This window comes from Streptomyces sp. NPDC107538 (assembly GCF_055657445.1).
In genome coordinates, this window is sequence record NZ_JBVKAY010000004.1 from 306582 (window position 1) to 320160 (window position 13579).

Below are 13579 nucleotides of genomic sequence, written 5' to 3' on the forward strand. Positions count from 1 at the left end.
GTGGTCGATTTCAGAGCGGCCGCAGATGCGCCGACTGTGCGCTTCGGCCTCGTCCAGGGTGGCCGTTGTCATGAGGGCGCGGGTACGTCAGGATCATCGCCCGGCCCGCGCAGCGCGGCGGCGGCGAGGCCTTCGAGGGCTTCGCGGGGGACTTCGCCTCCGCTCACCAGGCGGTCGAAGATCAGTCCGTCGATGCAGCTCAGCAGTGTGTGGGTACGGCTCTCGACGTCCGTCACGCCGTGTCCGGCGAGGAACGAGCGCACGGCCTCGCGGCCGGCGTTCTCGCGAGGTACGAGGATCTCGCGCAGTTCCGGGTCGCGCACGCTCTCGACGGCGCAGGCATAGCGGGCGAGCGAGCGGCGGCGGCCCTCGCCGGTGAGTCGCTGCCGGGTGAGCAGCGCCATTCCGTCCACCAACTCCTCGACGGTGCGCAGGGACGGGAGCCGCTCGGCCGTCGTCCGCAGTTCCGCCTGGTCGAGCTGGACCAGGCGGGTGACGAGCGCGGTGAGCAGCGCGGCCCGGGTACGGAAGTACGCCGATGTGGTGCCGGGCGGCATGTCCGCTCTGCGGTCGACCGCGCGGTGCGTGAGGCCACGGATCCCTTCGTCGCCGAGTACGTCGAGAGCCGCGTCCGCGAGGAGTGTTCGCCGGTCCGAAGCCATGACCCCTTTCTACACCTGTAGAGCTTCCCTTAAGGTCATTCTTCTACAGGTGTAGAAGAAACGGGGGTTCGGCGTGGGCAGCACAGCGGTGGTCGTCGGAGGAGGCATCGGCGGGCTGGCCGCCGCGATCGGCCTGCGCCACATCGGCTGGGACGTGACGGTCGTCGAGCGGACGTCCGTGCTCGGCGACGCGGGGGCGGGCATCTCGCTGGCCGCCAACGGCCTTCGGGCACTGGACGAACTCGGCGTCGGCCAGGCGGTGCGGGCGGCCTCTCGGGGTCAGTACAGCGGCGGCACCCGCACGCCGCGGGGCGGCTGGTTGACCCGACTGGACGGCGGGGCGCTGGAGAAGGCGGTGGGCACACCGATCATGGGTATCCGCCGCGCCACCCTGCACCGACTGCTGCGCGACTCACTGCCCGCCGGGACGCTGATGATCGGACGCGAGGCACGCTCGGTGCAGCAGATCGACCCCGGGACGGTTCGGGTCAGCTGCGGCGACAAGGTGCTGGAAGCCGAACTCGCGGTCGCGGCCGACGGTGTCGGCAGCAGGGTCCGCGGCCTGCTCTTCCCGGCCCACCCCGGACCGGTCTACAGCGGCTCGACGGTGCTGCGCGCCATCACCGAGCAAGTGGTCGAACCGGCTGACGACTTCGAGCTGACCTGGGGGCACGGCGTCGAGTTCGGGCACATCGCCTTCCCTGACGGGCGGGCCGAGTGGCACGCGGTTCTCGACTTTCCCGCCGGGACACGGTTCGCCGACCCGCTGGCCGAACTGCGCCTACGGTTTCGCGACTGGCACGATCCGATCCCCGCCCTGCTCGACGCGACCCGGGCCGACGCCGTGCTCCACCACGACATCGACGAACTCCGCACACCGCTCCCTTCGTACACAGCCGGTCGGATCGCACTGCTCGGCGACGCGGCGCACGCGATGACCCCCAACCTGGGGCAGGGCGCCTGCCAGGCACTGGAGGACGCGGTCACCCTGGTCGCCGCACTCGCCGCCGAGCCCACGGTCGACGCCGCGCTCACCCGGTACGACACCGAGCGCCGACCCCGTAGCCAGGCCGTCGCACGAGCCGCCCGGCAGGCCGGGCGGATGGGCCACCGGCTCTCCCACCCACTGGCCGTCGCCCTGCGCAACACGGCGATGCGGCTGACACCCTCCCGCCTCGCCGTACGCATGATCCTCCGGCACCACGACTGGGTCCCGCCGCACCTCGCTCAAGGGCGCCTGCGTCCACCGTCGTTGATGCCGGCGGATGACGTACGGCCGGATGGTCCGACGGAGGCTGTGGACCAGTAGCTATGCAGATCGTTCGTGGTTCAGGTGGACGAGGCCTTCGATGGAACCCAGTCGAGCGTGCCACGCGGGGTTCGGAGTCGGGGTGGTGGTGAGCAGAAGCACTTGGGCCACCGGGTGTTCGGGAGCGTAGAGGTCGTCATCGCCGGGGATCGTGTTGGGCTGGATCTCGATCCGTCCGGTGGGGCTGTCGGCGAGGTGGTAGGTGCCCCGGTAGTCGCTGTCTCGCTCGGTGAAGGCGAGCGGGAGGCGGGCCCTGACGAGCCGGACCAGCTCTGCGGCGGTGTGGGTGCTGGTGCCGTAGGTGTGGCGATCGGTCATGGTGAACCCGACCCTATGCCGCGGCAGCGGCGGGTTGCTCATGGGAGGGAAGCGACGAGGCATCGGGGCATCGGGACAGAAGGGGTCCTCAAAGGCCGCGCGTGGGCGCGGATATGACGGTGTCCGTGGCTGAGGCCGATGTGCGTGGTGGGCCGAACGCTCGGGTGGAGAGGGGCATGGTGGCCCGGAGTGGGGGCCCGCGTACCTGGGGCGCGCTGCTGCGTCTCTGGATGAACTGGCGCACCAGGCACGGAAGTTATTCGATTACCTGCTCCGCAGCCCTGCCGGGAGATCCACTGTACGGAGCTCGCCAGCAAGGCTCTGCGCGGCGCTGTCCCCTCTTCTGCCCTCGGTGGCGGCTGTCTTCCTGGCCGCTCGGTTCGAGCGGTGACTTCGGGGGCGGGACCAGGGGTTCGCCAAGCGGGCATCGCGGGCCCGGCCGCCTCGGCGGGATGGGTACGTGTGTCCCAACTGACCCTGAAACAACGTCCGTTGAGAACTACATCCCCAGCGCATTCACAGCCGCACATTAAGGAGTTCCTCAGGTGCGCTTCTAGCTTCTTGGGCATGACGGAGAACACGAACAACCACCAGGACGTACAGCAGGATTCGGCGCAGGACGCCGGAGGGAAACACCGGCGGGACAAGAGTGTCCGGCGGCGGCGGGTGCTCATCGGTGGGGCTTCGGTCGCGGCGGCGGGCGGGCTCGCGGCGGCCGGGCTCGCGGCGGCGACCACCACCACCGAGAGCACGACGGCGAAGAGCAGCGACACCGAGAGCAGCAGCTCCGGGTCCGCCTCCACCGCCGGCGTGTGCGTGCTGAACGCCGAGGTCACCGAGGGGCCGTACTCGCTCGAAGGGGCGCTCGTCCGGGAGGACATCCGGGAGGAGACCGAGGGGTTCGAGGTCCAGTACACCTTCACCGTGGTCGACGTGGCGAACGACTGCGCGCCGCTCGCCGACGCGCTGCTGGAGATCTGGCACTGCGACCACCTCGGCGAGTACTCCGGGTTCGTCGGCGGGAACGGGCACGACTACGAGGACAACGGGACCTTCCTGCGCGGTGGCCAGATGACCGACGAGAACGGGCAGTGCAACATCACGTCCATCTGGCCGGGGCACTACGTCTCCCGCGCCGTGCACGTCCATATGCGAGTGCACACGGATGTGACCCTCACCGACGACTCGTACACCGGCGGCGAGATCATCCACACCGGGCAGCTCTTCTTCGACGAGGACATCAACGCCGAGATCCAGGCGACCTCGCCGTACTCGGACAACACGACACGCGAGACGACGCTGTCCAACGACGGCATCTATGACGACGGAGGTGCCTCCAGTGGGCTGCTGACGCTGACCGCGTTGGGGAGCAGTGTCTCCGACGGGTACAAGGCGACGATCACCGTGGGTGTCGACAGCGCGTGAGTCAGTCGGCGGTGCGCGTCAGAGAGCCCGCGTCAGAGGGTGCCTGACGGAGTCGGTTCGGCGGCCTCCCGCGTGTCCTGGCTGGTCGCGCACGCGGGGGTCGCCGCCTCCTCCGCCCGCTCCCTCACATGCTCCCGGATCGAATACGTCAGCGCCGCTGCCCACAGGGCGTAGACCGCGATGTAGACGGCCGTGGTGACCGCGCCCGACGCCGCGATCCAGTCGCTGTTGAGGAGGGTGCGGGCGTTGGTCGCGATGATGACTCCGCCTACCGCCGAGCCGAGGACCCTCGGGGGGACCAGGCGGACGAGCCAGGCGGCGACGGGGGCGGCTATCAGGCCGCCGAGGAGGAAGGCGGTGACCCAGGTCCAGTCGAGGGCCTGGGAGCCGAGGGAGAGGAGGAAGCCGAGGCTGGCGGAGACGGCGACCAGGAACTCGCTGGTGTCGATGGAGCCGATGACCTTACGGGGTTCCATGCGGCCGCTCGCGAGGAGCGCGGGTGTGCCGACCGGGCCCCAGCCGCCTCCCCCGGTCGCGTCGAGGAAGCCGGCGACCAGGCCCAGCGGGGACAGGAACCGCTTCCGCAGGGGCTGGCCGAGGCGTTCCTTGGGGAGGCCGCGCAGGGTGAAGCGGGAGAGGACGTAGAGGCCGAGGCCGAGGAGGATCAGCGACATCAGGGGGCCCGCGACCTCGGTCGACAGGGAGGACAGGACCGTCGCGCCCAGGAACGCGCCCACCGCGCCGGGTACGCCGATCCTGGCGACGACCTTCCAGTCCACGTTGCCGAACCGCCAGTGCGAGGCGCCCGACATCAGCGTCGTACCGATCTCGGCGAGGTGCACCGTGGCCGAGGCGGCTGCCGGGTTGGTGCCCAGGGCCAGGAGCAGGGTCGTCGAGGTCACGCCGTAGGCCATGCCCAGGCTGCCGTCCACGAGCTGGGCGCCCAGGCCCGCCAGCGCGAGCAGTACCAGCGTCCGCATCTCTTCTCTTTCCTGCCTTTCCCACCGGGTAGATAGGGATGGAGCGAACGGCAAGGGTAGGAGAGCAAGCTGAGGAAAGGCTTAGGACGCGGTAACGATCCTGTGGAGCAGCCCGTACGGCCGTGGCCCGCGGCCCGGGCCTACGGGTTCTCCCATGCCGTCGGCTCCGCCGCCAGGTCCTTGACCGGGTCGGGGAGCGCGCCCGCCGCGATGTCGGCCACCGTGACGCCCTCCAGGATGCGGCGGACGTTGGCGCGCAGGGCGATCCAGAGGGGCAGGAGCGGTTCGGCGGATCCGGTGTACGTCAGGCCGGTGGGGCGTTCGCCGCGTACCGACACGATCGGGCCGTCCACGGCGCGGATCACATCCGCGACGGTGATCGTGTCGGCGGCCCGGGCCAGCTGGTAGCCGCCGCTGCCGCCCCGCCGGCTGGTGACCAGGCCGCCGCGTCGCAGGTCCCCGAGGATGCCCTCCAGGAACTTGTGCGGGATCTCCTGCACGGTCGCGATGACTTCCGTCTTCACCGGGCCGCCGTCCTGCCGTACGGCCACTTCCAGTACCGCGCGTACGGCGTAGTCCGCCCGTGCCGAGATCCTCATGGCCAACATTGTCGGCCACGCCGACACCGTGTCACCGCCGGCCCACGGCACCCGCACCCCGAAAGCCGGGGGCGCGGGTCCCTGCCCGGGCGCTCAGCCGAGCCGGATCACGTTCCACGACAGCGGTTCGAGGACCGCGTGCAGGACGCCGTCCTCCAGCGTCGCCCCCTCCCCCGCGTGCGGCGCGACCCGCTCGGGGTCGGTGAGGGTGTTCCGGGCGTCGGGGTCCGCGTCGGCCAGCACGCCGTGCTCGACGATCCGGGTCAAGTCCAGGCCGTTCAGGGCCACTTCGAGCGGCAGCGCCTCCGTACGGCCGCGGTTGACCGCGAAGACGGTCACCGAGCCGTCCTCCGCGCGCACCGCCGTCGCGTGCAGGAGGTCGGCCTCGCCGTACTTCTTCGTCTCGTACGTCGGTGAGTCCACCCGTACGTCGAGGACCTCGCCCCGCCCGTACTTCGCGGCCTGGGCGAACGGGAAGAACGTCGTCTGGCGCCAGGCCGGGCCGCCCGGCTCGGTCATGATCGGGGCGATGACGTTGACCAGCTGGGCGAGGCAGGCGACGGTGACGCGGTCGGCGTGGCGGAGGAGGGCGATGAGGAGGGAGCCGAAGACGACCGCGTCGGTGACGCTGTAGCTGTCCTCCAACAGGCGGGGGGCCACCGCCCAGTCCCGTGCGCCGGAGTTCTCGATCGCGTGCCACTCCGAGATGTACCAGACGTTCCACTCGTCGAAGGAGAGGTTGATCTTCTTCTTCGACTTGAGGCGGGCGCCGACGTGGTCACAGGTCGCGACCACGTTGTCGATGAACGACTCCATGTCCACGGCGGAGGCCAGGAAGGAGTCGATGTCCCCGTCCTCGGGCTGGTAGTAGGCGTGCAGGGAGATGTAGTCGACCAGGTCGTACGTCTCCGCCAGGACCGTCGCCTCCCACTCGGCGAACGTCTCCATGGACTGGCTGGAGGAGCCGCAGGCGACCAGTTCGACGGCCGGGTCGATCTGGCGCATCGCGCGGGCCGTCTCGGCGGCGATACGGCCGTACTCCGTCGCCGTCTTGTGGCCGGTCTGCCAGGGGCCGTCCATCTCGTTGCCCAGGCACCAGAGCTTGATGCCGAAGGGGTCCTTGTCGCCGTGGGCGATCCGCTGCTCCGACAGGGCCGTGCCGGAGGGGTGGTTGGCGTACTCCTGGAGTTCCAGGGCCTCGGCGACGCCGCGGGTGCCGAGGTTGAGGGCCATCATGGGCTCGGCCTGGGGGCCGACCTTCTTCAGGAAGGCGATGAACTCGGAGAGGCCGAAGCGGTTGGTCTCGGTGGAGCGCCAGGCGAGGTCGAGGCGGCGGGGGCGGTCCTCGGCGGGGCCGACGGAGTCCTCCCACTTGTAGCCGGAGACGAAGTTGCCGCCGGGGTAGCGGATCGTGGTGACGCCCAGCTCCCGGACCAGGTCCAGGACGTCGGTGCGCAGGCCCGCCTCGTCGGCCGCGGGGTGCTCCGGTTCGTGGATGCCGGTGTAGACGCAGCGGCCGAGGTGTTCGACGAAGGAGCCGAAGAGTCGAGGGTTGACCTCGCCGACCTTGAAAGCGGGGTCGAGGGTGAAGCGGGCGGTGCGGGTCATTTCTGGGCGGCCCTTCAGTACGGGGTGCGCGGTGCTCGGCGTGCGCTGTTCGGTATTACGGATGGTGCTCGTGGCGTCGAACGGGACGCTATGGTCGAAGTCGGGGTCAGTCAATGGGGTCTCGTGGGCGGCGGGGCGTGCGCCTTCGCGTCTACCGAGGGGCGGTTGTCGGGCGGGTGCGGGTTCGTCGTGGTTGCTCGCGCAGTTCCCCGCGCCCCTTACGGGGCGCTCGTGCCGGGCTCTTCCCGGGTGGTTCCAGGTAGCGCAACCATCGTTGGTCGGAATTCAACGATCGTTGGATTCTCGTGGTGTCGGTGGGCGGGGGCACGTAGGGTCGGCGCGTGTCTGCGCTTCCCGATTCCCTGGCCGAGACCCTGACGCGACTGGACGCGCGTATCGCGGAGGCCGGTGTCGACCGGGGTCGGATTCTCGACGTACGGGCGCTGGCGGACCGTACCGCGCTCGGCGAGGACGAGGTGCGGGCCCTCCTCGGTGGGACCGTGCCGGTGCTGGACCGGGTCGACGACCGGGTGCGGGGGCGGGTGCGGGCGCTGCACGGGGCGTATGTCGCGCGGAGCGGGAAGCGGGCCGGGGAGGTCTGCCGGGAGGTCGCGGAGCGGCTGGCGATCAGTCCCGAGTGGGCCCGGCAGCTGCTGCTCGGCAAGAAGACGCCGAACGTGCCCGACCTGGCCGAACTCGCCGGGTTCTTCGGGGTCGAGGACGGCATCCGGTTCTTCACCGATCCGGCCGCGACCGTCCTCGGCCGGGAACTCGGGCGCGTACTGGCGGAGTTGGCGGGCGACGCGGGCACCCGGCACCCGGACGACGACGGGCCGCTGGTCGAGTTCGCCACCCGGCACGGGGTGGTCACGCTCGCGCTGCGCGGCCAACGGCTCACCCGTCGCAAGCAGGAGGCCCTCGCTGTCATGCTCGAAGGGCTGCTCGCCGACGACGAGGAGGCCCGGTGATGAGCCGTGGCGAACGACGCGCGGAGACCGGGCGGGACATGGCGTTTCCCGGGCGGGGCGTGCGGTTCCCCCGGCTGCGCCGGGCGGTCGGCCGGGTGCGGGCCGCGCTGCTGCCCTCCCGGTCCGCCGCCGAGATGCGGAAGTTGACCGCCGGGCTCAGCAAGGCGGTCCGGGGGCGGCTCGAAGCACCCGTCGACGTACGGGAGTTGGGCGCCGCGCTGTGTGCGGAGATGAGCGCGCGGCGGGGCGGGCGGCCGGTGAAGCTGCGGTTCGAGCGGTTCCCGGACGGGATCGGGGTGACCGGGCTGTGGATGGAGTTCCCCGACTTCGACCTGGTCATCGTCGAGGAGCGGGCGGAGACCGTGCAGCAACTGGTCATCCTGGGCCATGAGTTGTGGCACATGCACGCCGGGCACTGTCATCACCATCTGCCGGACACCTGCGCGCCCGCGTCCGGGTCCACGTCCGGGTCCACGGCCGGGTCCACGGCCGGGTCCACGGCCGCGCTGCCGTCGCTCTCCCCCGAGTTGTCCGCCGCGCTCGGGCAGGGCGGCACGCCCATCGCGGCCCGCAACGGCTCGCACGAGTCGGACGAGCAGGAGGCCGAGGACTTCGGGCACCGGCTCGCCACCGCCTTCCGGTCCTGGGTGGACACCGGGCCGGCGGCCTCCGGGGACCCCGTGGGGCAGGCCGCCTCCGTGGACCCCGTCGGGCAGGCCATCCAGGCGTCCCTGGGCTATCGCAAACACCGCAGATGAGGGGGACGGCCGTGCCCGCGACGACGACCGGGGCGCTCAGCCCCACGAGTCCCGCCGACTTCTTCGGTGATCTGTACATCTCGTTCTGGATCCCCACGGCCGTCCTGACCGCCGCCCTGGTGATCAAGCTGCCCAGCATCGTGAAGCTGTGGCGGGACTCGCTGCTGCGGGCGGTCGGCGGGCTGCTGCTGCTCGCCGCCTGCGTCTTCGTGTTCGCGGTGCCCTCGGTCATCGCCTGGACCAACCGGATCATGGGCGTGCCGAACATCGCCGCGCCCTGGGTGTACTCGCTGATCACCGCGTTCTGCGCGTGCTGTCTGCTGCTGATCGTCGCCTGGCGCAACGGCCCCGCCGTCCGCTCCCCCGCGACCCGCCGGCTCATGCGGTGGGTGGTCGGCGTGTACGCGGGGGTGATCGTCGGCCTGTGGGTGCTGTTCGCGCTGGCGGACGTCCCCCGCGAACGGCTGCGCGACCTCGACACGTACTACGCGACCACGCCCTTCATGCGCGAGGAGATCCTGCTCTATCTCGTCGCGCACACGGCGGCCTGTCTGATCACCTACCGGCTGATACGGAACTGGGTGCGCGCGGACGGCCTCGACGGGTGGCTGCGCGGTGGGCTGAAGGCGCTGAGCCTCGGCTGCGTGCTCAATCTGGTGTTCGACGCCTTGAAGTTCACGGCGGTGGTGGCCCGGTGGACGGGGCACGATCTGGACTGGCTGAGCACGCATGTGGCGCCGCCGGTCGTCGCCGTGGCGGCCATCTGTATCGCGGTGGGGTTCATCCTGCCGCACGGGGGCCAGTACCTTCAGGACCGCTGGCGGGTGCGGGCCGTGCACCGGCGGCTGCGGCCCCTGTATCTGCTGACCCGGACCGTCGACGACTCCCGGGTCCCCTTCGCGCTGCGCGCCACCCCCGAGCTGCGGCTCACCCGCCGGGAGACGTTCATCCGGGACGCCCTGCTCCGGCTGACCCGTCACCTCGACGAGGACCTGCGGCGCCGCGCGTACGAGGCCGCGCTGGACCTCGGGCACGAGCCGGGCCGGGCGAAGGCCCTCGCCGCGGCGGTCGCCGTCCAGGAGGCGGTGGCCGCGCGGAGGCGGTCGCCGGGCAGGGGGGCGGGAGCCCCGGGGGCGACGGGGGCGGGGGCGGCAGAGGCGGGGGCTTCGGGGGCGACCGTCACGGGACCGCTGCCCGTGGGGTCCCTCGCCGCCGGGCCGCTCGTTCTGGGGCTCGCGGCTCCGGCGGCCCTTCCCGAGTTCACGGTCTCCTCCGGGCCCGCCGAACTGCTGCAGGACATCGAGGCCCTGTCACTGGCGCTGCGTGAACCCGCCGAGGTCGAGGCGGTACGTGCGCTCGCCGCTGCCGGTGGAGAGGCGGGTGGCGCCGGTGCTGCCGGGGGTGCCGGTGCTGCCGGTGCTGCCGGTGCTGCCGCCGCGTCCTCGGCGGAGAGGGGTGCGTCCGCGCATGAGTGAGCCCCCCTCCCCCGTCGGCGCGGGAGGGGAGCGGCGCATCCTGCGTGTTGGGGCGCGCCCCGGGCGGCGGTGCCGGCGAGGCCGGACCCCGGGTCAGCCCGCGAAGGCCGGCTGGGGCAGGCCCTTGCCCGCGCCCGGTACCACCAGGAGGGAGCCCGAGAGGGGGTGCGGGGTGTCCGTGCCCGTACGGGCCGTCGTGATGTAGAGGTCGGTGAGATCGGGGCCGCCGAAGGCGCAGGCGGTCGGACGGGGGGTGGGGAGGGAGACGGTGCGGTCGAGGGTGCCGGTGGGAGTGTAGCGGCGGACCGCGGCACCTTCCCAGAGGGCGACCCAAACACAGCCCTCGGCGTCGACGGTGAGGCCGTCGGGGTAGCCGACGCCGTCCTCGATGGTGACGAAGGGACGCCGGTTGACGGGCAGGCGGACGCCCCCGCCCCCGGAGCCCGTGGCCGCGGCCGAGCCCGTCTCCGACTCCGTGCCCGACTCCGTGTAGTCGAAGACGTCGATCCGGCGGGTCGGGGAGTCGATGTAGTACATGAGCCGGCTGTCCGGGCTCCAGCCCGTGCCGTTGCTCACGGCCACGTCGTCCAGGACCGTCGAGGCCAGGCCCCCGGAGGTGAAGCGGGCCAGGGTGCCGCCGCCCGGGGCCTCGTCGTAGCGCATGGTGCCGGCGAAGAGCGAGCCGTCGGGGGCCACGGCGGCGTCGTTGGCGCGGCGGCCGGGGACCGGCTCGTGGTACAGCCAGCGGAACGTGCCGTCGGGGTCGGTGAGGCCGACGCCGTCCCGGAGGTTCAGGACGAGGCCCCCGCCGGCGCGGGGCTTGACCGCGCCGACGTGCTGCTCGGTGACGAGGACCGTACGGCGCCCGGAGGCCGGGTCGTAGGTGTGGACCCGCGACCCGAGGATGTCGATCCAGATCAGGCGCTGGGCGGCGGCGTCCCAGGTGGGACCCTCGCCGAGGGCCGCGTACTCCCGGACCGCGACCTCGAAACCGGCGTACGCGCTCATGCCACGCTCCGGTGGCCGAGGCGCTCCGACAGCTCCGCCGCGCCCTTGGCGGCTAGCTGCTCCAGCTCGATCCGGCGCTCGTCGCTCCAGCGGATCATCGGCACGGAGATGGAGAGCGCGGCGACGACCTTGCCGGTGCGGTCGCGGACCGGCGCGGCCACGCAGGACACGTCCGGGTTGGACTCGCGGTTCTCCACGGCGAGACCCCGCTCACGGATCCGGGCCAGGGTCTCGCGCAGGGCGGCCGGGTCGGTGATGCTGTTGGGCGTCATGGCGACCAGATCGGCGTCGTCCGGGATACGGGCGTTCAGCTCGATGTCGGGAAGGGAGGCGAGGAGCATCTTGCCCACGGAGGTGCAGTGCGCCGGGAGGCGGCGGCCCGCGGCGGAGACCATGCGCACGGCGTGCGTGGAGTCGACCTTGGCGATGTAGATGACGTCCGTGTACTCCAGGATCGCCACGTGCACCGTCTCGTCGCAGGTCTCGGCGACGGATCTGGCCACCTGCTGGCCCTCGGCGGCGAGGTCCAGCTGCTCGGCGTAGCGGCTGCCCAGCTGGTACGGGCGGACGCCCAGGCGGTAGCGGCCCGGCTGGCCCTGGACCTGGACGATGTACCCCCGGGCGGCGAGCGTGGTGACCAGCTCGTGCACGGTGGTACGGGGCAGCTGGAGTCTGCGCACGATGTCGGGGGCGGAGAGTGTGCCGTCCCCGTCCAGGAAGAGCTCCAATATGTCGAGCGCCCGGGTCACGGCAGGTACTAGGCGTCCCACGGTCGGCCCCCTTCCTCTGTTCTGTCCGCGTGGTCTGACTGCGGCGAGTGTTCGAAATTTCAACTGTCGATCGGCATAACGAACACAGGCTAGTCATAGTGCCCCTGACCGGGCAATGGCCGGGAACACCCCGGGAATCCGGCGACCTGAAAGGCGACCGGCGGCGGGCCTGAAAAGCCTGGGGCGCAGCCCCCGCTTTTCAGGGGCGCGGGGAACTGCGCGAGAAGCCCCACTCACCCGCGGCCGCCGACGAATCCGTACCACTCACCTCCGCCCGCGCGGATCCCCCAGCTCCCCCCGCAGCCGCTGCGCCCGAAGCACCAGCTCCAACTCGAAGCGGCGATCGGGATCATCGATCTCGTCGCCCCACAGCTCACGGATCTGGCGGAGGCGATAGCGGACGGTTTGCGGATGCACACCGAGGCGCGTCGCGATTTCGGGCGCGCCGCCGCGGGTCTCCAGCCAGGCGAGGAGCGTCTCGGCGAGCCGGCGGCCGTGGGTGGGCCCGCAGTGGGCGAGGGGGGCGAGGCAGCGCAGGGCGAGGTCGTCGATCAGTTCCTCGGGCTGGAGGAGGACGAGTGCCTCGGTGTGCTCGGTGCAGTGCAGCACCTCACCGCCGGGCAGCAGCCGGCGTTCCATGAGCCGTACCGCCGCCTCCGCCCAGCGCAGCGACTTCGCCGCGTCGGTGAGCGGCACCGGGGGGCCGATCGCGCCGGACCAGCCGGTCAGGGCGCGGTGGAGGAGTTCGGGGCGGCCGGCCGCGTCCGGTTCGGGGACGACCATCCGGGGCTGCTCGTACTCCATGTCGAGCAGGACGCCCTGGCCGACGGCGGGTGCCATGGCCTCGCGGGCGGGGCGTAACAGGACCCCGACCGCGACCTTCTCCGGCAGCGTCCAGCCGATGCGCGCGGCGCGTTCGGCGAGCGCGTCGGCCGGGTCGCCCCGGTGGTGCTCGGCCAACAGCAGCTCCATCAACCGGCGTTGCAGTCGCAGCCGTTCGCCCGCCTGTCTCGCCGCCGCCTCCGCGTAGCCGCGCACCGACTGGTCCACCAGGCCGTCCAGGTACTCGTATCCGGCGTCGACGAGTTCGTACATCGCGGGCGGTGGGATCTCCACGCGCTGGCCGATCTCCGCGAAGCGGCGCCAGGCGAGGCGTACGCCGAGGCGGTAGATCGCCTGGAGCGAGTCGAGGCTGCGGCCGTTGAGACCCTCGCCGCGGCCGAACTCCTGGAAGACACCGGGAGGGACGCGCGGGCGGCCCTCGGCGGTCTCCAGGTGCTGGACGAAGACCTCGATCGCGCGGCGGATGCCGATGAGGGCCATCGGCTCGCCGGAGTCGTCGAGGACGACGGGCAGCTGCGGGTACTCGCGGCGGATCTCGCCCAGGATCTCCTCGGCGAGGGCGGGCGCCTCGGCCATGGCGATCGCGGCGAACTCGCGTACCTGGAGCCGCGGTACGTCGTGCCAGGCGGAGCGGACGGTGACGGTTCCCGGGCCCGAGGTCACCCCTCAGCGCTCCTGGCCGGCGTTCTCGTACGTGATGAGCGGGCTGTTCGGCTGGTCGGGGGTCGCGTCCAGCGACGCGACGATGCCGAGCGCGGCGCCCACGGCGAGAGCGGCGGCGGCCACCATGGTCAGCGCGGCGGCGAGCAGTCTGGACATGGCAGGGCAGCCTCTCGGTCGACAGGTCGTCCCCACC

General features: G+C 71.8%; 14 protein-coding genes. 5 read left to right on the forward strand and 9 right to left on the reverse strand.

The window, feature by feature from the left end:
- Positions 1-68 precede the first annotated feature (68 nt).
- Entirely contained in the window at positions 69-662 is a 594-nt protein-coding gene (locus tag ACZ7MG_RS15875; protein ID WP_471380207.1) for a TetR/AcrR family transcriptional regulator, read from the reverse strand.
- Between the two features lie 73 nt (positions 663-735).
- Here ACZ7MG_RS15875 and ACZ7MG_RS15880 point away from each other — a divergent pair, with 73 nt between their 5' ends.
- A complete protein-coding gene (locus ACZ7MG_RS15880) occupies positions 736-1971 on the forward strand; it encodes an FAD-dependent monooxygenase (protein ID WP_471380205.1) in 1236 nt (411 codons plus the stop codon).
- Here ACZ7MG_RS15880 and ACZ7MG_RS15885 read toward each other — a convergent pair whose 3' ends face one another.
- Positions 1972-2289, reverse strand: a complete 318-nt coding sequence (locus ACZ7MG_RS15885) for a hypothetical protein (RefSeq protein WP_471380203.1) — start codon at positions 2287-2289, stop codon at positions 1972-1974.
- Between the two features lie 567 nt (positions 2290-2856).
- On the opposite strand from ACZ7MG_RS15885, the gene ACZ7MG_RS15890 reads away from it, so the two are divergent.
- Positions 2857-3714 (forward strand): intradiol ring-cleavage dioxygenase, encoded by an 858-nt coding sequence (locus ACZ7MG_RS15890; RefSeq protein WP_471380201.1) that lies wholly within the window; start codon positions 2857-2859, stop codon positions 3712-3714.
- Positions 3715-3746: 32 nt separating this feature from the next.
- Here ACZ7MG_RS15890 and ACZ7MG_RS15895 read toward each other — a convergent pair whose 3' ends face one another.
- The 3 genes from ACZ7MG_RS15895 to arfA form a co-directional block, all read right to left on the reverse strand.
- The gene (locus ACZ7MG_RS15895) at positions 3747-4694 is read right to left on the reverse strand and encodes a sulfite exporter TauE/SafE family protein (RefSeq protein ID WP_471380200.1); all 948 of its coding nucleotides are present in this window, start codon (positions 4692-4694) and stop codon (positions 3747-3749) included.
- A gap of 140 nt (positions 4695-4834) precedes the next feature.
- On the reverse strand, positions 4835-5293 hold the full coding sequence (locus tag ACZ7MG_RS15900; protein WP_471380199.1) for an RrF2 family transcriptional regulator: 459 nt from the start codon (positions 5291-5293) through the stop codon (positions 4835-4837).
- A gap of 93 nt (positions 5294-5386) precedes the next feature.
- Entirely contained in the window at positions 5387-6901 is a 1515-nt protein-coding gene (arfA, locus tag ACZ7MG_RS15905; RefSeq protein WP_471380198.1) for an arabinosylfuranosidase ArfA, read from the reverse strand.
- Between the two features lie 341 nt (positions 6902-7242).
- Here arfA and ACZ7MG_RS15910 point away from each other — a divergent pair, with 341 nt between their 5' ends.
- Genes ACZ7MG_RS15910 through ACZ7MG_RS15920 form a run of 3 tightly spaced genes read left to right on the forward strand, consistent with a single transcriptional unit; the run spans position 7243 to position 10102 of the window.
- On the forward strand, positions 7243-7869 hold the full coding sequence (locus tag ACZ7MG_RS15910) for a transcriptional regulator (protein WP_471380196.1): 627 nt from the start codon (positions 7243-7245) through the stop codon (positions 7867-7869).
- Positions 7869-8627: a toxin-antitoxin system, toxin component gene (locus ACZ7MG_RS15915; RefSeq protein WP_471380194.1), complete on the forward strand. Its 759-nt coding sequence runs from the start codon at positions 7869-7871 to the stop codon at positions 8625-8627. The genes ACZ7MG_RS15910 and ACZ7MG_RS15915 overlap by 1 nt, the downstream gene beginning before the upstream one ends.
- Positions 8624-10102 carry an MAB_1171c family putative transporter gene (locus ACZ7MG_RS15920; protein WP_471380193.1) on the forward strand — a complete coding sequence of 493 codons (1479 nt, stop codon included), beginning with the start codon at positions 8624-8626 and terminating at the stop codon, positions 10100-10102. The genes ACZ7MG_RS15915 and ACZ7MG_RS15920 overlap by 4 nt, the downstream gene beginning before the upstream one ends.
- A gap of 93 nt (positions 10103-10195) precedes the next feature.
- Here the strand turns inward: ACZ7MG_RS15920 and ACZ7MG_RS15925 are convergent, their stop codons facing one another.
- The 4 genes from ACZ7MG_RS15925 to ACZ7MG_RS15940 all read right to left on the reverse strand — a co-directional run bounded on the left by ACZ7MG_RS15925 (position 10196) and on the right by ACZ7MG_RS15940 (position 13542).
- The gene (locus ACZ7MG_RS15925) at positions 10196-11110 is read right to left on the reverse strand and encodes an SMP-30/gluconolactonase/LRE family protein (protein WP_471380192.1); all 915 of its coding nucleotides are present in this window, start codon (positions 11108-11110) and stop codon (positions 10196-10198) included.
- A complete protein-coding gene (locus tag ACZ7MG_RS15930) occupies positions 11107-11880 on the reverse strand; it encodes an IclR family transcriptional regulator (RefSeq protein ID WP_471380190.1) in 774 nt (257 codons plus the stop codon). The genes ACZ7MG_RS15925 and ACZ7MG_RS15930 overlap by 4 nt, the downstream gene beginning before the upstream one ends.
- A 264-nt stretch (positions 11881-12144) precedes the next feature.
- Positions 12145-13386 (reverse strand): PucR-like N-terminal domain-containing protein, encoded by a 1242-nt coding sequence (locus tag ACZ7MG_RS15935; RefSeq protein WP_471380189.1) that lies wholly within the window; start codon positions 13384-13386, stop codon positions 12145-12147.
- Positions 13387-13389: 3 nt separating this feature from the next.
- Positions 13390-13542 carry a hypothetical protein gene (locus tag ACZ7MG_RS15940; protein WP_471380188.1) on the reverse strand — a complete coding sequence of 51 codons (153 nt, stop codon included), beginning with the start codon at positions 13540-13542 and terminating at the stop codon, positions 13390-13392.
- Between the last annotated feature and the right edge of the window lie 37 nt (positions 13543-13579).